A 21,682-nucleotide genomic window follows, 5' to 3' on the forward strand; every position below is an offset into this window, starting at 1 on the left:
ATAAAGTCAACAGCGTGTCGACAAAGTCAAGTGGAAAAATTACATTGCCGACACGCTGTTTTTCTGGCCCAATGGCATCCGCGTCGAGAGAAAGGGACCTAAGTGTCTGATGAATCGGAAGTGAAACGAATCCGCGGGACCGGCTGGAAGAACGTCTACGAAACGCTTCGCAACGAGATCCTGGCACTCACTTTGCCGCCCGGTCAGCTTCTCGATGAGATGACGCTTGCCGAGCGTTTCGACATGTCGCGCTCGCCGGTCCGCGAGGCCCTGATCCGGCTCGGCGCCGACGAACTGGTGGTGACGCTTTCGAACCGAAGCACGATCGTGGCGCCGATCGAAGTGGCGACGTTTCCGAAATATGTGGAAGCGCTCGACATCGCGCAGCGCATGAATACGCGGCTTGCCGCAGCATTGAGGACCGAGGCCGACCTGAAGATCATCACCAAGCGGCTGAAGTCGTTCGAAGCGGCTGTTAAAACCGGCAATCATCTGGCCATGTCGGAAGCTAACAAGGAATTCCACATGGCGATCGCCCATGCCGGAAAAAACCAGTATCTGGCCTCGTTCTACGAGAAACTGCTGTCGCAGGGGCAGCGCATGCTCCACCTGCATTTCGAATATCTGGAGCGGACCCACGAGGGCTACCTCCTGACCGACGAGCACTCACTCATGCTGAATGCCATCAGGGACAAGGACGTGGAGCTCGCCGACGAACTCGCCCATGCCCATACACGCCAGTTCCAGGACAATTTCATCAATTTCATGCGCGAGAACTACACGACGGATGTCGCGTTGGGCCCGCTGCGGGCCGCGGAGTAATCACGTGACAGTCAAGCCTATTGGATTCGTCGGCACCGGCGCGATTACCGAAGCGATGGTTCGCGGGCTTCTCGCAGAACCGGCCTATGCCTCCGAGATTCACGTCTCTCCACGAAGCGCTCACATCGCCGCGACGCTCGCCGACGAATTCTCCGCCGTCAGAATTGCCAAGGACAACCAGGACGTCGTCGGTCGCAGCGACATGGTGTTCCTGGCGATACGGCCGCAGGTCGCCGAGGAGGTCGTGCGCGCGCTGTCGTTCAGGGATGGCCAGATGGTCGTCAGCCTCGTTGCGGCGACGGAGCGCCAGGCCCTCTCCGAATGGATCGGCGCCGACGTGCACCTCGTGCAGGCGATCCCCCTGCCCTTCGTCGCCGGCCGGCAAGGCGTCACCGCCATCTATCCGCCTGATACCGCCGTCGCAGCGCTTTTCGATATGCTCGGAACGGCTGTCCAATGCCAGTCGAGGAAGGAATACGATCTTCTCGCGGCAGCGAGCGCAATGATGTCGACCTATTTCGGCATCATGGAGCAGGTTGCCGTCTGGCTGGAAAGATGCGGCCTCGAAAAGGCGAAGGGACAGGCCTATATCGCCCCGCTCTTTGCAAGCCTCGCGCAGAAAGCGAACAGCCCCGGCAACGAACCGTTCAGCGCGCTGAGCCGCGAATTCGCGACCAAGGGCGGACTGAACGAGCAGGTTTTCTCCGACTTCGAGAAGAAGGGCGGCCTTGCCGCTCTGACCGCCGCACTCGACGGCGTGCTTGCCCGCATCGAGGGCAGGAACTAAAAAGTCGGCGGCGTGCAGGCGCTGATAACCTCGCACGGCACGGGCCCGACGCAGCGGAAACGGTGCGGGCGCCTGCTTTCGAAATAGTAGGCGTCACCCGGTCCAAGGATGCGCCGCTCGTCGTCGACCGTGACCTCGAGCCTTCCCGAGAGCACGATCCCGCCCTCCTCCCCCTCGTGAACAAGGGGAACCTTTCCGGTGTCGGCGCCCGGCTGGTAGCATTCCTTGAGGATTTGCAGGCTGCGTCCGAACAGGTTTTCCCCAACCTGCCTGTAGGAGATGGCACCCTTGCCGATCTCCACCAGTTCCTCGGCCGCATAAAAAGCCTTCTTTGGACGTTCGGGCTCGAAGGCGAAGAATTCCGCCAGACCGATGGGAATGCCGTCGAGAATCCGCTTCAAGGCCCCGACCGACGGATTGGAGGCGTTCGATTCGATCAGCGAGATCGTCGAATTGGGAACGCCGGTGCGTTTGGCGAGCTCGCGCTGGGAAAGCTTATGGGCGATGCGGAGATGGCGAAGGCGGCTGCCGATATCGACGGACATGATGAGTTCGTTTGTCTTGTTCAGAATATCGAAAACATATCCTTTCATTTGTTATATTTCAATGGGTTACAACGACAAAGAAAAGGACTTGTTTGAAAAGGAGAAATCGCCATTCTCGGCGCATTCCAAGGAGGCCAGGATGGACCAGCTCAACAAGACGAACGCGCCCGTACTCGACAATTTCTGGATGCCGTTCACCGCGAACCGGCAGTTCAAGGCGACCCCGCGGCTTCTCGCGGCCGCAGAGGGCATGTACTACACCGACGTCGATGGACATCAGGTGCTTGACGGCACGGCCGGCCTCTGGTGCTGCAATGCCGGCCACGGCCGCAAGAAGATCGCGCAAGCGGTCGAGCGGCAGCTTGCCACGCTCGACTATGCGCCGACCTTTCAGATGGGGCATCCGATCGCCTTCGACTTCGCCGCGAAACTGGCCGCGAATGCGCCGGGTGGTCCGGAAGCCAAACTCGACAGGGTGTTCTTCACCGGCTCGGGTTCGGAATCGGTCGATACGGCGCTGAAGATCGCCATCGCCTACCAGCGCGCCATCGGCCAGGGCACCCGCACGCGGATCATCGGGCGCGAGAAGGGCTATCACGGCGTCGGCTTCGGCGGCATTTCCGTCGGCGGCCTGGTCAACAATCGCCGGGTTTTCCCGCAAATACCGGCCGACCATATGCGCCATACGCTCGACATCGAGCGCAACGCGTTTTCGAAGGGCCTTCCCGCTCATGGCGTCGAACTGGCGGATGATCTCGAGCGGCTGGTGCAACTGCACGGCGCCGAAACCATCGCCGCCGTCATCGTCGAGCCGATGTCGGGATCGGCGGGCGTGGTCCTGCCTGCGAAGGGTTATCTGGAAAAGCTGCGCGCGACTGCCGACAAGCACGGAATCCTACTAATCTTCGACGAGGTCATCACCGGCTTCGGGCGTCTCGGCGCTCCTTTCGCGACCGACTATTTCGGCGTCGTGCCCGACCTGATCACCACGGCAAAGGGCATCACCAACGGCACGATCCCGATGGGCGCGGTCTTTGCCAGCCGCAAGGTCTATGACGGCCTGATGGTCGGACCTGATAATGCGATCGAACTCTTCCACGGCTACACCTATTCCGGCCATCCGGTCGCCTGCGCCGCCGGGCTCGCGACGCTCGAGATCTACGAGGAAGAGGGCCTGCTGACCCGCGCGTCCGAACTCGCCGAATACTGGCAGGAAGCTCTCCATTCGCTGAGAGGCTCGCCCAACGTGGTGGACATCCGCAATCTCGGCCTCGTCGGCGCGGTGGAATTGGCGCCGAGAGCCGCGGCGCCAGGAACCCGCGCCTACGACGTCTTCGTCGACTGCTTCAACAAGGGCCTGCTGATCCGCGTGACCGGCGACATCATCGCCCTCTCGCCGCCGCTGATCATCGAGAAGGCTCAGATCGACACGATCGTCTCGACGCTCAGCGATGCGTTGAAGCGCGCCGCATGACCTTCTCCCGATGCGGCGGCAAACAGGCCGCCGCATCCTCCTATCCCACGGGCACCCCAAGCCCGACCTTGACTCGATCCATTGCGACGAAGGTCCGGAAGCGCTTGACGTTGTTGTTGCCGAAGAAGAGCCTGCGCGTCAGAGCCTCGTAGTCGGCCATCGACGGCACGATGATGACCAGGATGAAATCCGCTTCGCCGGTGACGTAGTAGCATTGCTGGATCTCGGCCGCGGCCGTGAATTCACGCTTTGCCTGCTCGATCTGCTCGGCGGTTTCGCTGATGACCTCCACTTCGACGAAGATCGTGATGGATTGTCCGACCGCGTCCGGCTCGACGACCGAGACATCCGCCCGGATGACGCCCTCCTCCCGCATTCGCTTGATCCGACGCTGAACGGCCGGTGCGGAAAGGTTCACCGCATCGCCGATCGTTCGCTGCGGGGTCATATTGTCCCGCTGAAGAATGGCGAGGATTTTCCGGTCGAAATCGTCGAGATGCGGCGGATGAACGGGGTTGCGCAAACCGATGCTCCAATGAAACAAAATTGCAAATGAACGGCCAAATATCAGCGCCTTTTTCGTGTTCGCTGCAATAGAGTTCAACGAAACCCACATAAAGGTGCGCGATGTTTCTTTTGAACAGCACGGCAGACTATCGTCTGGCACTTGACCCGAGAGATGAGAAAACGCTCGACGCCTCCGCCGCCGTGGAGGTGGAACGCCACCTGGCTTTCCGGAAGGACCATGCGGTAACGCCGCTCGTGGCTTTGCCCGGATTGGCGAGCGAAATCGGCGTCGCCGCAATCCACGTCAAGGACGAAGGCCACCGCCTCGGGCTTGGAAGTTTCAAGGCGCTCGGGGGAGCCTATGCGGTGATCCGCCTCGTCCTCAAACAGGCCGAGCAGCAGCTTGGCCGCGTCGTCGATATGGCGGAGCTGCATTCGTCCGAGGTTCGCGCCATTGCGCAGACGATGACGGTCGCCTGTGCGACCGATGGCAATCATGGCCGTTCGGTTGCCCAGGGTGCGCAGTTGGTCGGTGCGCGCGCCGCAATCTTCGTCCACGCAGGCGTCAGCGGCGAACGCATCGCCGCCATCGCCCGCTTCGGCGCGGAGATGATCCGCGTCGAGGGAACCTATGACGACGCCGTCCGCGAAGCGGCCCGCGTGGCCGAGGCGAACGGCTGGATCATCGTTTCGGATACGTCCTGGCCGGGCTATGAGCGGATCCCCGGTCTGGTGATGCAAGGCTATACCGCCCTCGTCAGGGAAGCGCTCCGACAGATGCAGGAACCGCCGACTCATGTGTTTATCCAGTCCGGCGTCGGGGGAATTGCCGCAGCGGTCGCCGGCCATCTGGCCATCGAGTTCGGCAAAAATCGTCCCGTCTTTACGGTCGTCGATCCCGCCCGCGCGGCATGCCTGTTCGAGACGGCGCGGGCCGGGCGTCCGGTGACGGTCGCCCATGGCGAACCGACCGTCATGGCGATGCTCGAATGCTACGAACCCTCCCTTGTCGCCTGGCGGATTCTTGCCCGCGCCGCCGACGCCTTCATGACGGTGGATGAGGCGGATGCGACCGACATCATGAAGCGTCTTGCCAACCCGGTCTCCGGCGACCCCGCCGTCGTTGCCGGCGAAAGCGGCGGTGTCGGCCTCGCAGGCGCCATCAAGGCCGTCGCCGACCCGGCGCTCAGGGCAGCGCTCTCGATCGACGGCCGCTCCCGTATCTTCGTGGTGAATACGGAAGGCGCAACCGATCCCGGCAAATATCAAGAGATCGTCGGACTGTCGCCCGCAGCAGTCGCCGCCAGGAACCGTGAAGGAGCCCTGACATGACCGGACAATCGATCGATGCCGCGCGTCTCCTCGGCCGGATCCGGACGCTCGGCGAGATCGGCCGGGATGCCGACGGCCGACTGATCCGGCTGGCGGCCTCCGATACGGAGAAACTCGGCCGCGACCGGTTCGTCGCCTGGATCGAGGGCGCGGGACTTCAAGTCGCCGTCGATCGCATCGGCAATATCTTCGGCATCTGGAAGCCCGATAGCGTGACCGACAACGCACCCCTCATGCTAGGCTCGCATATCGACACGGTCATCGGTGCCGGCATTTACGACGGCTGCTACGGCACGCTTTCCGGGCTTGAAGTGATCGAAACGCTGAGGGCAGAAGGCTTGACGCCGTCTCGTCCGATTGTCGTCGCGGCCTTCACCAACGAGGAAGGCGTGCGCTACGCGCCCGATATGATGGGGTCGCTGGTCTATGCCGGCGGCCTGGATGTCGATACGGCGCTTGCCACCATCGGCACCGATGGAACGATCCTCGGCGACGAACTCGAGCGGATCGGCTATGCCGGCGAGCGTCAACCAGGATTTTCTAGGCCGCATGCCTATATCGAACTCCACATCGAGCAAGGGCCGGTGCTTGAGCGCGAGGGCATTCGCCTCGGTGCCGTGGAACATCTGCAAGGCATCTCCTGGCAGAAAGTTGTTATCACGGGAGACGCCAATCACGCGGGAACGACACCGATCTCCATGCGCCGCGACGCGGGTCATGCGGCCGCACGGGTCGTGACCTTCCTGCGTGACCGGGCGCAGGCATCGAACACGCCGACGGTCGCCACGGTCGGCTGCATGCGGTTCGAACCGGATGTCATCAACGTGATCCCGTCGCGGGCGACGTTCACGGTCGATCTCCGTGACCCGGACGAAGAACGGTTGAGAGAAGAGGAAGCCGCGCTCGCGACGTTCCTGGACAGGCTATCGGCCGAGGAGCAGGTCGGCGTATCGGTGGAGAGGCTTGCCCGGTTCGAACCAGTCAAGTTCGATCAGAACATCGTGAGGCTGATCGAAGAGGCGGCGCGGGAACGGGGCCTCGCCTGCCGGCGGATGACCTCCGGTGCCGGCCACGATGCGCAGATGATCGCCAGGATCGCCCCGTCGGCGATGATCTTCGTGCCAAGCATCGGCGGTATCAGCCATAATCCGAAGGAATATACCGACGACGAGGATCTCGTCGCAGGCGCAAGCATCCTGCTCGATGTCGTTCGCCGGCTTGCCACGGAAGGATTGCCGGCATGACCACCGACAAGGACGCATTACATGCAGAGATGACGGCGTGGAGACACAATCTTCACACGTACCCCGAATTCGGCTTCGAGGAGCAGCGGACCTCCGCCTTCGTCGCCGCAAAGCTGCGGGAATTCGGATTCGACGAGATCGTCGAGGGCGTCGGCGGCACAGGAGTCGTCGCAACGCTGAAGCGCGGCAGCGGCAACCGCGCCATCGCGCTGCGCGCCGACATGGATGCACTCAGGATCAGCGAACAGACGACCGTCCCGCACCGATCTCAAAACCCGGGCGTCATGCATGCCTGCGGTCACGACGGCCACACCACGATGCTGCTCGGCGCCGCAAAGATCCTGGCTGGTGAAGGCGGCTTCGACGGCACCGTGCGCTTCATCTTCCAACCGGCCGAAGAATGGGGCAAGGGGGCGCTGGCGATGATCGCCGACGGGCTCTTCGAAAGATTTCCCTTCGACGAGATCTACGGCATCCACAACATGCCGGGGATCGGCGTCGGCAGCTTCCAAACGCGCCCTGACGCGATCATGTCGGCCGAGGACAATTTCGAGATTACACTGACGGGCGTCGGCGGCCATGCCGCAAGGCCGCACTGGGGCAACGAGGTGCTCGTCGCGGCATGTGCGCTCGTGACCAATCTGCAGACCATCGTCTCCAGGCGGCTGGATCCGGCCGATATCGGCGTCGTGTCCGTCACGGAACTGATCACCGACGGCACGAGGAATGCGCTCCCCGGCCTCGCTCGCATTCTGGGCGATGCCCGCAGCTTCAGTTCGGAGATCAGCGAGACGATCGAGAAGCAGATGCGCCAGATCGCCGAGGGCACGGCCATGACCTACAACGTCAAGGCCGATGTGATCTACACCAGGGAATTCGTGCCTCTCATGAACGACCCTGTCTTGGCGGAGGAAGCCTTGACCGTGGCACGTGATCTCTACGGTGTTTCGAACGTCGCCATCGCGAGTAAGCCGATGACCGGATCCGAAGACTTCGCGCAGTTCCTCTCGCGCGTGCCGGGCTGTTTCGTATTCCTGGGCAATGGCGTGCACTCGCCGCCGCTCCACAACCCGACCTATGACTTCAACGACGCCGGCCTCTCGCATGGAGCAAACTTTCACGCAGGGATTGTTCGTCGACGGCTCCACACAGGCTGATCTGTGAGACCGGGTGAGCGCTCAGCGCTTCAAGGTCTGAGACGGCAACTGGCCGAAGCGCTTCCTGTATTCGGCTGCAAATCGCCCCAGATGCGTGAAGCCCCATCTCAGCGCGATGTCCGCAATGCCCTGCCTGGCGTCGGATTCGAGCAAATCGCGATGGGCGGCAACCATCCGAAGTTCCTGCAGGTAGGCCATCGGGGTCGTATCCCTGAACTGCCGGAAACCCTGTTGCAAAGTCCGAACGCTGACCTTGGCTGCAATCGCGATGTCGTTGAGCGAAATCGGCTCGGCGATGTGTTCGTGCATGAAGTCGATCGCCCACTTCACATGGCGTGGGGCCGGTGTCGGTGCAGGGAGCGCAAGCTCGTTCGAATAGCGATTGGGACAGGCCTCCAGAAGCAGATAGATCGCGGCGTCGCAGAGCGAGCCGGCGGCCAGCGGCGACCGTTGCAGCGGTCCGTTGCCGCTGAGCCCGCGATGGAGGTTCGAGACAAGTTGCTGCAATACAAGCCCCGGACCGGTCGTCAGATCGATGTGAGGATGAAAATCGATGTCGCCGCTGATCGTTCGTTCGAACATCTGCGTGAGGTGGCTGATGATCTTCGCCTGATCGACGAACAGGCCGAAATGACGGCGAGGCCCAAACAGGCGGGCGCCTGCGGCACGACCTGCCTCAAGGATCGTACCACGCGCGGGGACCGAGTATATTTGCTCCCGCATGCCGTCGAAGAACGCGTTTCCCTCCATCGGCAGAAAAACGATCATCCTGTCGCTGGTCGCCTCCCGCCTGATCAGGATCGTGCCTTCGTAGGTGCAGTCGGCTACGGTCACCTCGTCTCCCACGGAGACGAAATTGCAGCGGTACGCTATGGGCATATTGCCTTCCGCCACAACTTTGATCGGGGAGTTTGGCGTCGACAATACTTCCGAAAGCGCGTCCGGGTCTGTTCCGCTATGCGCCGTCTCCCGAAACGACATGCTCTGCATTGCCAGCTGCCGGGTGAGGCCGGCATTGTTATATATTTGAGAACTAATGGACATTCTGGACCTCGAAAGACGAGGCGCACAAGCGACACTGGATTTGTGCAATCATGTTCATCCCTCTTTTGTGTTGCCCCCTGGGCGCTTTCAGCCGTAGCGGCTGATTGCGAGATCCCTCGCATCGATTTCCGGCTGGCGGCCGCCGACGAGATCGCCGATGAGCCGCGCCGAACCGGTGCTCATGGTCCAGCCGAGCGTGCCGTGGCCGGTATTGAGGAAGAGGCCGGCGACCTTTGTCGCGCCGATGACCGGCGTGCCATCAGGCGTCATCGGGCGCAGGCCGGACCAGAAGGAAGCCTTGGAAATATCGCCGCCGGGGAAGAGATCGGTGACCGAGTGTTCCAGCGTGCTGCGACGGGCCAGGCCGAGGTCGTTGGTATAGCCTGAGATTTCAGCCATGCCGCCGACGCGAATGCGGTCGCCGAGCCGGGTGATCGCGATCTTGTAGGTCTCGTCCATGACGGTCGATTCCGGCGCGCGCGACGCATCGGTGATGGGGATGGTGAGCGAATAGCCCTTGACGGGATAGACCGGCAGCCGGATGCCGAGCGGCTTGAGCAGCAGCGGCGAATAGCTGCCGAGCGCGACCACCACCGCCTCCGCGCTCATCCGCTCACGATCGGTGATGACCCCGCGCACCCGGCCGGCCTCGACATCCAGCGCCTTGATCGTCGTGCCGTAAGCAAAACGGACACCGAGCGCGGCGGCTTTGGCCGCCAGCGCATTGGTGAACTTGAAGCAGTCGCCGGTCTCGTCCTTCGGCGTCAGCAGACCGCCGACGATCTTGTCGCGCACGTGCTTCAGCGCCGGTTCGAAGCGGACACAGCCGTCCCGGTCCAGCACCTCATAGGGAATGCCGTCGGCAGCCAGTGCCTTGACATCCTTTGCCGAAGCCTCGAGCTGTTGCTGCGTGCGGAACAGCTGCAGGGTTCCCTGCATGCGTTCGTCATAGGCGATGCCGGTCTCGGCGCGAAGGTCGGCCAGCGCTATGCGGCTGTAATCGGCAAGGCGCAGCATGCGGCTTTTGTTGATCGCATAGCGCTCGGAGGTACAGTTCGACAGCATCCTCGCCATCCAGGCAAGCATGGCCATGTCCAATTTCGGGCGCAGGATGAGCGGCGCGTGCTTCATGAACAGCCACTTCATGGCCTTCATAGGAATGCCGGGCGCCGCCCATGGCGAGCAATAGCCGAAGGAGACTTCGCCGGCATTGGCAAAGCTCGTCTCCAGCGCCGGACCCGACTGCCGGTCGACGACCGTGACGTCATGGCCTGATTTGGCCAGTTGATAAGCGGATGTGACGCCGACGATGCCGGCTCCTAGAACGATGACCTTCATGATGTTCCCAATGATGGAGCCGCCGGCTCTCAGCGATATTGCCTGTGATAACGATCGCCCAGGCCGGTTAGGATTTCGTAAGAAATGGTGCCGGCGTCGCGGGCGATGTCCTCGAGCGTCTGATGGCGGCCGAGCACTTCGACAAGGCTGCCGAAGGTCAGCGCGCCTTCGGGCAGTGCCGTGATGTCGACGGTCGCGCTGTCCATCGACACACGGCCGACGATCGGCAGGCGTGTGCCGTTGAAATAGACGGCGCCGCGGTCGCCCAGGCACCGCGGCAGACCATCGGCATAGCCGGCGGCAATGGTGGCGAGACGCGTTTCCCGCTGCGTGACATGCGCGCCGCCATAGCCGACCTTGGCACCCGCCGGCACGGTGCGCGTCTGCACGACGGCAACATCGAGGCTGACGACCGGTTCCATCGGGTTCTTCTCGCCGGCGTTCGGAGCCCCGCCATAAAGCGCGATGCCGGGGCGGGCAAGCACGCCGTGATAGGCGTCCCCCAGGAAAACCCCGCCGGAATTGGCGAAGGAGATGTCGAAGCCGGGAAATTCGTCGGCGATGCGGGACATCTCGGCAAATTGATCGCCGTTCTGCTCGCTGTCCATGTCATCGGCCGAAGCCAGATGGCTCATGATGAACAGGATTTCGACATTGGCGCCGTCCCGGAGGGCTGCCGCCAGCTCCGCTCGCTCTTCCTGGGGAAAGCCGAGCCGCGACATGCCGGTGTCGAATTGCAGGACGGCGGGCAGGCAGCGATTCAGGATACGTGCAGCCGCCGACCATTGCCGCCACTGCGCCAGCGAATTGAGAACCGGAACGATGCCCATCTCGGCGCAGGCGATCTCGTTTCCGGGCTGCAAGCCGTTCAGCACGAAAATCTGGGCATCGTGCGCAAGGGCCGGCCGGAGCCTCAGGGCCTCGACGAACTGGGCGACGAAGAAATGCCTGCAACCTTCCCCGTAGAGCGTTCTTGAGACCCGCTCGGCGCCGAGGCCATAGGCGTCTGCCTTGACGACCGCGCCCGCGCGGACCGGTGACAGCATCGACACGAGCTTGCGATAGTTGCGGCCGAGGGCGCCAAGATCGATCGTCAGATAGCCCGTGGCTCCCTGCGCTGGAGTAACGGTGCGTGTGCGGGAAACCAAAATATCGCTATCCATGTCCACCCCTTGTCGATTTCAAGGAGTTTATGAAATAATGAGCGAAATTGCCTATCATTCAGTAGTTGATTATTGTGTGATTTGCTAATTAGCCGCATAATCAATGAATATTTGGAACGATATCTCATGCCCGCTCTTGACGCGATCGATCGCAATATCCTGAGATTGCTGCGCCTCGATGCCCGCATGAGCAATGCCAAGCTCGCCGCGGAGATCGGTCTCTCTCCATCGGCCTGTCTCAGGCGCATCAAAATCATGGAAAAATCAGGCGTGATCCGCGGCTATACGGCGCTGATCGACACTGGCAATGCGGATGAGATGATCGCCGTGATCATCAACATCACCCTGGAACGACAAACGGAGGATTATCTCGACCGCCTCGAAGCGGCGGTTCGCCGGCATCCCGAGATCCGGGAATGTTTTCTGATGACGGGCGGTTCGGACTATCTGTTGCGCGTGGAGGTCGCGAATGCCGGCGAGTTCGAGCGGATTCACAAGGAGATACTGTCGACCTTGCCGGGTGTCCTCAGGATTCATTCCAGCTTCTCGATTCGCAATGTTCTGGCGACACGCACGAGGGGCAGGCGCTGAACCGCGATCCCCACGCTTAGAGCCTTTCCGGGTTAGATTGAAGCATTCTGCCGGAGCAGGTTTTCGTCAGGCTCTAGATCAATTCGAGCGCCGTAGCCTTGGCGACCGCTTCACTCGTCGTGGCGACGGTCAGCTTCCGGCGTGCCGAGGCGAGATAGAGTTGCACCGCGCTCACCGAAATGGACAGACGGGCGCAGATCTGCTTTGCCATCAGGCCGCTGGCCGTCATTTCAAGACATTGCAGTTCGCGGCGCGACAATTGCGGAAAATCCGCCGTTTTTCTCAGGCCCGACAGAACCATGGCCCTGTCGTGGAGATGGTGGGCGAGAAACTGGAGGTCGCGCATGCTGTCCATGCGGAAATGCCGCCAGTAGGCGTCGGGGTGATTGGACGTGACCGTAAACAGCGACCGCTCCCCTTGAGGTCCCCGCACCGGCAGAGTCACGCCCTGCCGGCCGATACCGAAGGCCATGGCCTCCTTGAAGAAGCCATAAGCCCGGCCCGAATCCCATTTTGACGCCGACCATTCCACGGGCAGGAAGCCGCGCCGGCCGAGACGGACGACGGGATCGATGCTGAAGTAGTCCCGGTCAAGATATTGTTTCACCCACTCGGGCGGGTAGGTCAACATCAGTAACGGATTGCTGGCCGCTGCCCCCGAGGAGCGGATCACATGCAAAACCATGTGCGATATCGCATAGATGTGGCGGACTTCGTCCAGCGTCGTTTCCAGATCCCGCAATGTCGGCGCTGCGGAGATCCGATCTAGACAATAGAAAAAACGAGAACTGCTCAGCATGAGATGGACTCGTGGTTGTGCGTTTCATTGACTACCCGTATCGGTAACATTTCACGGGATCAGGGAACAGCTTATTCTAATACAACCATGGGTGCGGTGAAAAATGGGTTAAGGCTTAGCGAGGGCATATCCCGCTGCTGGGCGAGCCTTACCGCATGTCGCCATCGGCAAAGGTTCTGGGACGATTGGGCGAAGCTCGCTCCAGCAGTCGGGACAGGTTGGCCCGAAGTGCCCGGCAATTGTCCGCCGTCACATCCCATAGGCCGACATACAGCTTGCCGATCTCGGGCAGGGATCGGGCAAGCGGCGTCGGTCTCCAGCCGATCCTGCGATACACTCCGACCATGGCGCCATCATAGACGCCGACGATGCTTTCGATACCGGTGTCGAGCGCAAGGTCGCAAAGCCCTGAGAGCAGCTCCGTGGCGACCGTGCGCGATTGCTCCATGTGCCCGGCAACCGGGTGAACGCAAAAGCGGGTACATTCCCAGGTCGTCGGGCTATCGACGTCGATAGGCTGATCGAAGAAATGCCGGAACTCGCTTTTGAGCATCGTCGCTCCCGTCGTCGGTAGCAGGCGCAGCGAACCCGTCAGTGTGCCGGAAGGTCGTTGCGTGACAAGATATACGGGATCTTCGGCCTCGTCGTATCGGTCCCTCTCCCATTGGTCCCGGACATCGACCTGCCATCCCAGCCGATCGCGAAAAACGGCGGCGCGAGCCCGAAACATTTCATCGAAAGCACGTCGATCGGTATCGAGCATGTCTTTGGTGAGTATCCGCAACATATCCGTCCCTCCTGATGTTCTGACGTTTCACAACAGGAGGCCGACCGGGAGCAATCTGGATATTTCACCAGGTTGACCGGTGCTTCGCTTTGCCTTCCCCTTTCATAAGAAGTTTCTGATGTTCGTCGATCGAAAGCTCTTGGTAATTGCCAATTGTAACGCAACCAACGGGAGGATTCTGATGACCCACGACATGGCCCGCGGCAAACGTATTCGAGAGGCGATATCCCGGGGCAAGTTCCGGAAAGTTCACGCCCTGGCCGCCGAACTGGACGTGTCTGTCGCCGCCGTCTCACGCTGGCAGAATGGCGGCCATACCTCGCTGGAAAGCGCCTGCGCGCTCGCCGACCTGCTGGATGTCTCCCTCGACTGGCTGCTGCTCGGGCGAGGCACCATGGACTGGCATAGGAACAGCGCGATCTCCGCCACCGAATTGCAAATGGTTCTGGCGTTGCGCAACCGGTCTGCGGCAACACGGTCCAATCTCGCTGGGCTGGTCGAATCCATCCCTCCGGAGCACCCGTAACGCCAAGCGCAATTCTGCGCGAATTTTTGACCTGAGATCAACACGTTTAGGTTGATAAAAAGCAGATCGTCGACGATCTTTCTAGTTAAAGCTTCAACGGCGACACAACAGGGCGCCCAGCCCGCCCTGCCCTCGCCGCCGCAGAGACCTTGTTTTAACTCTCAATGCAGAAGGGTCGTTGGCGTCGGCTTTTGACGTGAAACCGTAAATACGCAGCCCGAAAATTATCGAAAAACCGCATCGCCACCGGTCCGGAACATTTTTGGATCTGGTCCCGGCAGTCTCACCCGATTTTGGAGTCAGTCAATGACAGTTGCGCTTTGGAGTCAGTCAATGACAGGTGCCAACCCGGCCCATATCGGGGCCAATGCGCCTACGGTCAAACCGCGGCCTGCCTTCGCGCAGACCGATCTGGTCGCATTGTCGCGCTATTTTTCTCTGCTGATGATGCGCAACATCACAAGCGATGGCTATGTCATCGAGGATCCGGCATCGCCGGGCGTCTTTTCGGCCCCGGGCTGCGTCATCGCCGCACCCTCCTATCCCGCGAACACGCCGGGTGTCGACCAGGACTATGTTTTCAATTGGGTCCGCGACGGGGCCATTACGGCCATCGAAATCGCGCTTGCTGGCTTGCTGCCCGTTCCGGGCGGGGTTTTGCCGAGCCTGGTCGACTACGTGAATTTCGCCGCGCTCTGCCAGGCGAATGCGCAGAATTCCGCGACCGTCACACTTGGTCACGCCTGCTTCACCATTACCGGCGAGGTTCGTCCGTGGTCGGAGCAGAATGACGGACCGGCCATTCAGTCGATTGCGATCCTGACCTTGTTCAATCAGCTGGATGGCGCCACGCAGACGATCGCCAAACAATTGGTCGAGACCAACCTCTCTTATCTTCTCGAAGTTTACCAGAACAAGACCACCAATCTCTGGGAGGAATATGAGGGCTATTCCTTTTTCGCAAGGGCCGTACAGCTGCGCTTTTTCCGGGAAATTTCCGCAAACACGATCTCTATTGCCGTGCCTGCCGGGGTGGCCGATGCCATCTCCTGGCTGGAAAGCCAGCTGGCCACCCACTGGAACGGGCAGCTCTATGTGAGCATTCTGGATGCCGCGGAGCAAGCCGGTTACGACGCGAACATCGATATCGTCTCTGCGGTCTGCTATGGCGGGATCGAGCCGACCGATACCAAGCTTCTGGCAACGGCGGCCATCCTGCGGCGCCAGTGGGCCGATCCTTCGTGTTCGAACTATTACCCGATCAATGGCGCCGACGCGGCCAAAGGGCTCGGACCACTCTTCGGGCGCTATCCAGGCGATCATTACGATGGCGATGTGGCGGCCCCGGTGGTCGGCGGGCATCCCTGGGCTCTGTGCACCGCCAACTTCGCCGAGTTTCAATATCGGCTTGCCAATGCCATCGAGGCCAGCGGCGCCATCCCCCTCGATCAGTTCTCCGAACCCTTCTTCGCGGAACTGGGACTTGGCGCATCCAGCAGCGCCGCCGACGCCTCAGCTGCCTTGCGGGCTTCGTCTGACGTCATGCTGCGCGCCATCGTCTACCACAGCGATCACTATGAACTGAGCGAACAGTTCGATGGAACCGTTGGCTACGAGAAAAGCGTCCGGAACCTGACCTGGAGCTACGCCTCCTTTCTCTCGGCGGTCAGAGCCCGCTCCGCCGCCGCCCCCGCCGCCAAGTCCAAACCCCGAAACTCCCGCGGCCCGAGATCATGACGACGTCAGGCCGTCCGGTCTGAAATCTCGATTGAGTGCAGAACCGCATGATCCGCAAAGCCTGATGCGGCTTTCCGGGAATAATGGAGGACCAAAGTGCTTTTTCCCCTTGAATCCGCGATAAAAGCCGATGCCAAGATCGTCGCAGCGTCTGGCGACTACGATATCGTGATTGTCGGCAGTGGCATTTCCGGAGCAATCATTGCCAAGCAGGCTGCCGAAGCGGGCAAGCGTGTCCTTATCCTTGAAGCCGGAACCGGTGCCAACAGCACACTGTCAGGCTATGACAATCTGCTGACGACTTTCTATTCGGCAGCCTCCAAGGACAACCAGTCGCCCTTTCCGCTGAATGCGAACGCGGCCATGCCCCGCAGCCCGCAGCTTCGCAAGCTGCGGGCGGGGGAAACCGATAGCTCGACCTATATCGTTCAATCCGGCCCTTATGTCAGCGATACGACATATACCCGTATTTTCGGCGGAACGACCATGCACTGGGAGGCGAAAACGCCTCGCCTGCTTCGCTCGGACTTCAAGACGCGCACCATTTTCGGCCAAGGGTTGGACTGGCCGCTGAGCTTTGAGGAAGTCGAAGATGATTACCGCCTGGCCGAGCGGGAAATCGGTGTATCGGCAGATGTCGAAGATCAGCAATATCTGGGGCAGACCTTCCCGGACGACTATGTCTTTCCCATGCGCGGCCTGCCGCTTTCCTATCTGGATCAACAGGTCAACAAGGGCATCGAAGGCACCAGTGTCGAACTTTACGACAAGACCTATCCCCTGAAGGTCAGGCCCTATCCGCAGGGGCGTAACAGCATACCAAACCCGGCCTATGACGGCGGGAAAGGCTACCGTCCCATCGGCGCCGTCGATACGCATCAGGTCGAAGAGGGCGGTCGCTGCCAGGGCAACACCAACTGCGTACCGCTCTGTCCCGTGCAAGCGCGTTACCACTCCGGCAAAACGCTTGCCAAGGCGTTCGCAGTAAACGGGAAAAGCGGCGAGCGGCTTGTCGAACTATTGCCGCAGGCGGTCGCATCGAAGGTCAACATCGATCCGGATAGCGGGAAAGTCCACTCTCTCGAGGTCAAGATTTACAAGGATCCGGCCTCACCTGCTCACGAGACCATCACCGTGAAGGGCAAGGTTTTCGTGCTTGCGGCAGGCGCCATCGAAACGGCGCGTCTCATGCTTGCCTCCGGCCTGCGCAGCACCAGCGGTCTTGTCGGACGCAATCTGATGGACCACGCCTATCTGCTGAACTGGGCGCTGATGCCGGAAATCTGCGGCACGATGCGCGGAACCAGTTCGACGGGCGGTATCGTGGACCTGCGCGACGGCCCTTTCCGGGAAAGGCAAGCCGCCTTCGCCATCGATATCCATAATGACGGCTGGGGCTGGGCCACGGGTGCGCCGACTTCCGACCTTCTCAAACTGGTGGATGATCGCAACCTCTACGGGGCGGATCTTCGGCGCGGCATGATCGACCAGGTTTCGCGGCAGTTGCTGCTGGCATTCATGATCGAGGTCATGCCCGTCGAAAGCAACCGCATCGCGGTGGATCCGCAATATACCGATGCTCTGGGCAATATGCGGCCCATCCTGTCCTTCACGGTTCCGGAATATACCATGAAGGGTGCCGCCTATGGCCGCCAGTTTGCGCGCACCGTCTTCACGCGTCTGGGCGCGCAGGATCATACCCAATACGACCCCAGCGATTTCGGCTATGTGGCCTATGAGGGGCAAGGCTATGCGATCCGCGGCGGCAATCATCTGGCCGGGACCCATATCATGGGAACGACGAAGACCAATTCCGTCGTGGACAAGAACCAGCGCAGCTGGGACCACGAAAACCTCTATCTCGTGGGCGGCGGCAGCATGCCGACGATCGGCACGGCCAATGTCACCTTGACGCTGGCCGCCATGTGCTTCCGAAGCGGCCGCGACATTCTGAAGTCTCTGCATTGAACGAAGACCGGCATCCGCTGTGCGGAACGAACAGATGGCCTCGCAAGCGACACGAAGCCGGCCTGTGAACCCAACTTATCTTTCATGGAGCTTGAGATGTATTCCTCCAGTATTAAGACGCTCGATGAGCTGAAAGAGTTTCTCTACCGGGCGATGCAGCTCGAACATGCGACGATTCCGCCTTATCTGACGGCGCTTTACTCGATCAAGCCCGGCGTCAATCAGGATGCGACCCAGGTTCTGCGCGTGATCGTCGTGGAAGAAATGCTGCATCTGACCATCGCGGCCAATATTCTCAACGCCATCGGCGGCACGCCGGATCTTGTCAGGCCGGACTTCGTAGCCCGCTATCCCGCCGCCCTGCCGGACGGCGAGACGGATTTCAAGGTCGGCATCCAGGCTTTCGGCCGTGAGGCGCTGGCGACTTTCCTGAAAATCGAGCGGCCGGCCCAGCGTCCTGAACATCTCGTCGGCAAGGGCCTGATATATCGCAAAACTCCCCCTGATATCACCGCGCTTGCCAGCCATCCGAGCCATGAGGACCTCCACTTCTTCAGTATCGGCGAGTTCTACTCAGCCATCGCGGAAGGCATCAAATACCTGGAGGCCGAAGCGCATGGGGCGGGCACAACCATCTTTACAGGCGACAGATCGCGCCAGATCACCTCGGAATATTATTACTCCGGCGGCGGCGAGCTGTTTCCGGTGACCGATCTGAAAAGCGCGTTGGAAGCCATCGATCTCATCATCGAACAGGGCGAGGGCGACGGAGGCGGTATCTACGACGATGACGACCACGAACTGGCCCATTACTATCGTTTCGAGGAACTGGTCAAAGGCCGCTACTACCAGAAGGGCGACCAGCCCGGCCACCCCACAGGTCCTGAGTTGCAGGTCGATTGGGAAGGCGCGTATCCCATAAAAAAGAACCTGAAAGTGGAGGACATACTCGAAGGCTCGGAACTGCGTGGGGCGGCGATCGCCTTCAACACGCGCTACGGCGAATTTCTCCAGCTTTTGACGCGTGCCTATAACGGCCAGCCGACCCTGCTGCTGGAAGCCGTTCCGATGATGTTCGAATTCCGCAACATGATCCTCGAACTCATCCGCAATCCCCTGCCGCAACATCCCGGTAAGAACGGCAGCCCCACCTATGAGATCCCCGGCGCCATCAAACAGCCAGCCGCCACCCGGCAGGCGGAGGTAAACGCATGAGCAACCGTTTCGAGGCATTTCTGGGTCTTTCCGGCGAATTGACGGCCTTCTCCCACTTTGATCTCCTGGGAACGGGCCTGGCGGACCGCTATCTCGCCACGCTCGACAAGGTGGTCGGCGGCGAGATCGTCGACGCGCTGCTGGCCGCCTTCGCCGCCCTGCCATCCCCGGAAGGTGAGGTCCGCATCCAGGCGGTGCGCACGACCATTCTGGGCAATGAATTGCTCGGAGACGTGGCCCGTGCGCTGATCAAGCTCTGGTATTCCGGCACCTGGTTCGAGCTGTCCTCCGCCTGGACCGAGCGCTTTGGCCCCAGGCCTGCGAATATCACCTTCGTCGTTTCTCCCGATGCCTATGTCGAGGGTCTGCTCTGGAAGGCGATCGGAGCCCACCCTGCAGGCGCCAAGGGGCCGGGTTTCGGCTCCTGGGCCTTTCCGCCGAAAATTCCGGCTTTTTCCGGCTCTCGATTCCAAAACCTGACCTGACGCCACTTCCGTTTGTCTTCAAGAACTGGATCATTGCCATGACGACACATCTGCATCGACTGACGCCTGCTAAAGTCTGGCTCGGTGTCATCCCCACGCTCTGGTGGAATGACGATTTCATCAATATCGACATCGGCATCCCCTACGAGCAGGCTCTGAGTGAAATGGCGCTCGCCGGCTATGTCGGATGCGGCGTCGGCCACAAATATCCGACGGACCCGAAAATATTGCGGCCTGTCCTCGAACTCAGGGGATTGCGGATTTCCGAGCCCTGGGTGAGCACCTACTTCACCATCAATGCGATGAAGCGTCATACGCTTGATAATGTCGATGCTCAGCTCGACTTCCTCGAAGCCATGGAAGGAGGCAGCGACGATCCGCGCAGGGCCGACCTGGTCGTTTCCGAGTTTGGCGGAGCGGTCAATCCGCTTCCTGTCGCCCTGTTTCCGAATTGCCCCGATTTCTCCGATGACCAGTGGAAACGGCTGATCGAAGGCCTGCATGAGGCCGGAGAGAAAGCCAGGGCGCGTAACCGCCGGCTCTGCTATCACCCGCATCTAGGGACCGGGGTGATGAATACGGAAGCAATCCACCGGCTCATGGACGAGACGGATCCTCGCCTGGTCAACATGCTTCTCGATACTGCGCACCAGGCGGCTGCCGGTGTCGATCCGCTGGCGCTGGCCAGAAAATATGCCCACCGCATCAAGCATGTTCATCTGAAGGACATTCGCGCCGAGGTGGTTACGAAGATTCACAAAGAAGGATTGTCCTTCCAGCAAGGGATCGAGGCGGGGATCTTCACCGTCCCGGGTGACGGCTCCATAGGGACCTTTCCGGAAATCCTCGATGCGTTGGCCGAGGCGGATTTCGCCGGTTGGATCTGCGTCGAGGCAGAGCAGGACCCGGCCAAGGCCAATCCGCTGCAATACGCGAAAATGGGCCGCGAATATCTGCGCAAGCTGCTTGGATGGTAGCCCCGGCGCGGACTGTTTGTTTCAGCCCGATGGCGGTGTGACGGAGGCGGAGACGGACCTCGCCTCGTGACAATGTCGGGCGAAAAATCATCTGAACCACGCATCATAGGATAGCGACAGCTGGAGCGATGAAGATGGAAGAGGCACGCAGGAGAGAGATATATTTCAGCTTCTTTATGTTTACAGCCGACTTGAGGCCGAATGACGCGGGCTACACCCAGGTTCTCGTCAGGCATCTGAAAGCTCTTACCGAGATCGGTTACACCGGCTTCGATGTGCATATCGCCCCGGGACCGGCTGATGTCGATCATCACGCTGAGGTCGAAAGCTATATCGGCCTCAAGAGGGCGTTCGATCGGGCCGGCTTCCAGGATGTGAAGTTCACAACCAATGTGGGGACCACGCGAACCTTCGATCCGACCTCGCCCTACGAGGAACAGCGCAAGCAGGCTCTGTCCTATCTCAAATCCCGCGTCGACATCACCTCGGTGCTGGGCGGGGAGAATACGATCATGTCGGGGCCGTTCCTGTACCCTTATGGTATCTTTCCGCTGACGGATGACGGTGACGGGATCTGGAGCGACGCGCTTCAGGACTGGATGAAGCCACGATACGCCGCGGCGGCCTCGATCTTCCGGGAGTTGGCGCAATATTCTGCCCAAAAAAGAGTGAAGCTCGCCATCGAACCCGTCAAGAATTGGGAAACGCCCGGGCCGACCATGGTCTCGGAAGCGCTGGATTTTCTCGAAAGCGCCGACATTCCAGTCGGGGGCGTCACGATCGACACAGCCCAGGTCGTGATGGAAAGCCAGGGACCGGCCATCTTCAGGAAAAATGTCGCCCGTGCCGTACAGCAGAGTCGGCTGAATTACGTTCATATCTCGGCGCCGGACCGGGGCGTTGTCAGAGATAGCTGGATTCCCTGGGAGATCATGCTGGACGAAATCGAGCCGGTCTATTCCGGCCCCTATCTCGTTGAAGTCTTCAACGCGATTCCACCCTTCGAGAGTTCGATGCGAATGACGCGCAGACGCTTCTGGCGGCCCGGTGAGGACGCGCCGGAGGCAGACGTCGACAGCGCCTACGACGTTGCGCGCGCGGCCCTGAAGACATTGGAGGAGAAACTCGCGTCCCGCGGCCGTTGATCTCATCCGTGATGGCGCTCGGGCGCAGATGTTGTGCCC

General features: G+C 60.8%; 21 protein-coding genes. 14 read left to right on the top strand and 7 right to left on the bottom strand.

Annotated features, from left to right (window positions below; all coding sequences use genetic code 11):
• Positions 1 to 102 precede the first annotated feature (102 nt).
• Together FHT79_RS24950 and FHT79_RS24955 are read left to right on the top strand one after the other, a co-directional pair.
• Complete coding sequence (locus FHT79_RS24950) at positions 103 to 822, top strand: GntR family transcriptional regulator (protein ID WP_047616841.1); 720 nt, start codon at positions 103 to 105, stop codon at positions 820 to 822.
• Between the two features lie 4 nt (positions 823 to 826).
• Positions 827 to 1,609: a pyrroline-5-carboxylate reductase gene (locus tag FHT79_RS24955; RefSeq protein WP_183904366.1), complete on the top strand. Its 783-nt coding sequence runs from the start codon at positions 827 to 829 to the stop codon at positions 1,607 to 1,609.
• On the opposite strand, the gene FHT79_RS24960 is transcribed toward FHT79_RS24955, so the two are convergent.
• Positions 1,606 to 2,154, bottom strand: a complete 549-nt coding sequence (locus FHT79_RS24960) for a cupin domain-containing protein (RefSeq protein ID WP_047616967.1) — start codon at positions 2,152 to 2,154, stop codon at positions 1,606 to 1,608. The two genes, FHT79_RS24955 and FHT79_RS24960, sit on opposite strands and share 4 nt — an antisense overlap.
• A gap of 139 nt (positions 2,155 to 2,293) precedes the next feature.
• On the opposite strand from FHT79_RS24960, the gene FHT79_RS24965 reads away from it, so the two are divergent.
• Positions 2,294 to 3,628: an aspartate aminotransferase family protein gene (locus tag FHT79_RS24965; protein ID WP_183904367.1), complete on the top strand. Its 1,335-nt coding sequence runs from the start codon at positions 2,294 to 2,296 to the stop codon at positions 3,626 to 3,628.
• Positions 3,629 to 3,668: 40 nt separating this feature from the next.
• Here FHT79_RS24965 and FHT79_RS24970 read toward each other — a convergent pair whose 3' ends face one another.
• Entirely contained in the window at positions 3,669 to 4,151 is a 483-nt protein-coding gene (locus FHT79_RS24970; protein WP_047616969.1) for an Lrp/AsnC family transcriptional regulator, read from the bottom strand.
• 104 nt (positions 4,152 to 4,255) lie between these two features.
• Here FHT79_RS24970 and FHT79_RS24975 point away from each other — a divergent pair, with 104 nt between their 5' ends.
• Genes FHT79_RS24975 through FHT79_RS24985 form a run of 3 tightly spaced genes read left to right on the top strand, consistent with a single transcriptional unit; the run spans position 4,256 to position 7,868 of the window.
• Positions 4,256 to 5,467 carry a diaminopropionate ammonia-lyase gene (locus tag FHT79_RS24975; protein WP_047616837.1) on the top strand — a complete coding sequence of 404 codons (1,212 nt, stop codon included), beginning with the start codon at positions 4,256 to 4,258 and terminating at the stop codon, positions 5,465 to 5,467.
• Positions 5,464 to 6,711, top strand: a complete 1,248-nt coding sequence (locus tag FHT79_RS24980; protein WP_047616835.1) for a Zn-dependent hydrolase — start codon at positions 5,464 to 5,466, stop codon at positions 6,709 to 6,711. Before FHT79_RS24975 ends, FHT79_RS24980 begins: the two co-directional genes overlap by 4 nt.
• Positions 6,708 to 7,868: a M20 aminoacylase family protein gene (locus FHT79_RS24985; RefSeq protein WP_183904368.1), complete on the top strand. Its 1,161-nt coding sequence runs from the start codon at positions 6,708 to 6,710 to the stop codon at positions 7,866 to 7,868. Before FHT79_RS24980 ends, FHT79_RS24985 begins: the two co-directional genes overlap by 4 nt.
• A gap of 21 nt (positions 7,869 to 7,889) precedes the next feature.
• Here FHT79_RS24985 and FHT79_RS24990 read toward each other — a convergent pair whose 3' ends face one another.
• From FHT79_RS24990 to alr, 3 genes are all read right to left on the bottom strand, one after another.
• A complete protein-coding gene (locus FHT79_RS24990) occupies positions 7,890 to 8,912 on the bottom strand; it encodes an AraC family transcriptional regulator (protein ID WP_047616834.1) in 1,023 nt (340 codons plus the stop codon).
• Between the two features lie 87 nt (positions 8,913 to 8,999).
• A complete protein-coding gene (locus FHT79_RS24995; RefSeq protein WP_097543368.1) occupies positions 9,000 to 10,250 on the bottom strand; it encodes a D-amino acid dehydrogenase in 1,251 nt (416 codons plus the stop codon).
• A gap of 29 nt (positions 10,251 to 10,279) precedes the next feature.
• Positions 10,280 to 11,413: an alanine racemase gene (gene alr / locus FHT79_RS25000; protein WP_183904369.1), complete on the bottom strand. Its 1,134-nt coding sequence runs from the start codon at positions 11,411 to 11,413 to the stop codon at positions 10,280 to 10,282.
• 126 nt (positions 11,414 to 11,539) lie between these two features.
• Here alr and FHT79_RS25005 point away from each other — a divergent pair, with 126 nt between their 5' ends.
• Entirely contained in the window at positions 11,540 to 12,004 is a 465-nt protein-coding gene (locus FHT79_RS25005; RefSeq protein WP_047616828.1) for an Lrp/AsnC family transcriptional regulator, read from the top strand.
• Between the two features lie 73 nt (positions 12,005 to 12,077).
• Here FHT79_RS25005 and FHT79_RS25010 read toward each other — a convergent pair whose 3' ends face one another.
• On the bottom strand, positions 12,078 to 12,803 hold the full coding sequence (locus tag FHT79_RS25010) for a LuxR family transcriptional regulator (RefSeq protein WP_047616826.1): 726 nt from the start codon (positions 12,801 to 12,803) through the stop codon (positions 12,078 to 12,080).
• Positions 12,804 to 12,951: 148 nt separating this feature from the next.
• Positions 12,952 to 13,590, bottom strand: coding sequence for an acyl-homoserine-lactone synthase (locus FHT79_RS25015; RefSeq protein ID WP_183904370.1), 639 nt, complete (start codon positions 13,588 to 13,590; stop codon positions 12,952 to 12,954).
• Positions 13,591 to 13,771: 181 nt separating this feature from the next.
• Here FHT79_RS25015 and FHT79_RS25020 point away from each other — a divergent pair, with 181 nt between their 5' ends.
• The 7 genes from FHT79_RS25020 to FHT79_RS25050 all read left to right on the top strand — a co-directional run bounded on the left by FHT79_RS25020 (position 13,772) and on the right by FHT79_RS25050 (position 21,643).
• Entirely contained in the window at positions 13,772 to 14,116 is a 345-nt protein-coding gene (locus FHT79_RS25020; RefSeq protein WP_018245423.1) for a helix-turn-helix domain-containing protein, read from the top strand.
• 306 nt (positions 14,117 to 14,422) lie between these two features.
• Positions 14,423 to 15,853 (top strand): glycoside hydrolase family 15 protein, encoded by a 1,431-nt coding sequence (locus tag FHT79_RS25025; protein ID WP_183904371.1) that lies wholly within the window; start codon positions 14,423 to 14,425, stop codon positions 15,851 to 15,853.
• A gap of 96 nt (positions 15,854 to 15,949) precedes the next feature.
• A complete protein-coding gene (locus tag FHT79_RS25030) occupies positions 15,950 to 17,821 on the top strand; it encodes a GMC family oxidoreductase (RefSeq protein WP_183904372.1) in 1,872 nt (623 codons plus the stop codon).
• 96 nt (positions 17,822 to 17,917) lie between these two features.
• The gene (locus FHT79_RS25035; RefSeq protein WP_097543364.1) at positions 17,918 to 19,036 is read left to right on the top strand and encodes a ferritin-like protein; all 1,119 of its coding nucleotides are present in this window, start codon (positions 17,918 to 17,920) and stop codon (positions 19,034 to 19,036) included.
• Positions 19,033 to 19,521 carry a hypothetical protein gene (locus FHT79_RS25040; RefSeq protein WP_097543363.1) on the top strand — a complete coding sequence of 163 codons (489 nt, stop codon included), beginning with the start codon at positions 19,033 to 19,035 and terminating at the stop codon, positions 19,519 to 19,521. Before FHT79_RS25035 ends, FHT79_RS25040 begins: the two co-directional genes overlap by 4 nt.
• 38 nt (positions 19,522 to 19,559) lie before the next feature.
• On the top strand, positions 19,560 to 20,498 hold the full coding sequence (gene iolE / locus FHT79_RS25045; protein ID WP_063474096.1) for a myo-inosose-2 dehydratase: 939 nt from the start codon (positions 19,560 to 19,562) through the stop codon (positions 20,496 to 20,498).
• 128 nt (positions 20,499 to 20,626) lie between these two features.
• Positions 20,627 to 21,643: a TIM barrel protein gene (locus tag FHT79_RS25050; protein ID WP_183904373.1), complete on the top strand. Its 1,017-nt coding sequence runs from the start codon at positions 20,627 to 20,629 to the stop codon at positions 21,641 to 21,643.
• Positions 21,644 to 21,682: the final 39 nt, after the last annotated feature.

This window comes from Rhizobium sp. BK212, assembly GCF_014197475.1.
GTDB lineage: Bacteria > Pseudomonadota > Alphaproteobacteria > Rhizobiales > Rhizobiaceae > Rhizobium > Rhizobium anhuiense.

Bases quoted from the DNA above. Each gene is read 5' to 3' on its own strand.
- alr (WP_183904369.1), bottom strand. From the start codon at position 11,413: ATGGATAGCGATATTTTGGTTTCCCGCACACGCACCGTTACTCCAGCG.
- FHT79_RS25040 (WP_097543363.1), top strand. From the start codon at position 19,033: ATGAGCAACCGTTTCGAGGCATTTCTGGGTCTTTCCGGCGAATTGACG.
- FHT79_RS24985 (WP_183904368.1), top strand. From the start codon at position 6,708: ATGACCACCGACAAGGACGCATTACATGCAGAGATGACGGCGTGGAGA.
- FHT79_RS25020 (WP_018245423.1), top strand. From the start codon at position 13,772: ATGACCCACGACATGGCCCGCGGCAAACGTATTCGAGAGGCGATATCC.
- FHT79_RS24995 (WP_097543368.1), bottom strand. From the start codon at position 10,250: ATGAAGGTCATCGTTCTAGGAGCCGGCATCGTCGGCGTCACATCCGCT.
- FHT79_RS24965 (WP_183904367.1), top strand. From the start codon at position 2,294: ATGGACCAGCTCAACAAGACGAACGCGCCCGTACTCGACAATTTCTGG.
- FHT79_RS24975 (WP_047616837.1), top strand. From the start codon at position 4,256: ATGTTTCTTTTGAACAGCACGGCAGACTATCGTCTGGCACTTGACCCG.
- FHT79_RS25025 (WP_183904371.1), top strand. From the start codon at position 14,423: ATGACAGTTGCGCTTTGGAGTCAGTCAATGACAGGTGCCAACCCGGCC.
- FHT79_RS24960 (WP_047616967.1), bottom strand. From the start codon at position 2,154: ATGTCCGTCGATATCGGCAGCCGCCTTCGCCATCTCCGCATCGCCCAT.
- FHT79_RS25050 (WP_183904373.1), top strand. From the start codon at position 20,627: ATGAAGATGGAAGAGGCACGCAGGAGAGAGATATATTTCAGCTTCTTT.
- FHT79_RS24990 (WP_047616834.1), bottom strand. From the start codon at position 8,912: ATGTCCATTAGTTCTCAAATATATAACAATGCCGGCCTCACCCGGCAG.
- FHT79_RS25005 (WP_047616828.1), top strand. From the start codon at position 11,540: ATGCCCGCTCTTGACGCGATCGATCGCAATATCCTGAGATTGCTGCGC.
- FHT79_RS25010 (WP_047616826.1), bottom strand. From the start codon at position 12,803: ATGCTGAGCAGTTCTCGTTTTTTCTATTGTCTAGATCGGATCTCCGCA.
- FHT79_RS25015 (WP_183904370.1), bottom strand. From the start codon at position 13,590: ATGTTGCGGATACTCACCAAAGACATGCTCGATACCGATCGACGTGCT.
- iolE (WP_063474096.1), top strand. From the start codon at position 19,560: ATGACGACACATCTGCATCGACTGACGCCTGCTAAAGTCTGGCTCGGT.
- FHT79_RS25035 (WP_097543364.1), top strand. From the start codon at position 17,918: ATGTATTCCTCCAGTATTAAGACGCTCGATGAGCTGAAAGAGTTTCTC.
- FHT79_RS24980 (WP_047616835.1), top strand. From the start codon at position 5,464: ATGACCGGACAATCGATCGATGCCGCGCGTCTCCTCGGCCGGATCCGG.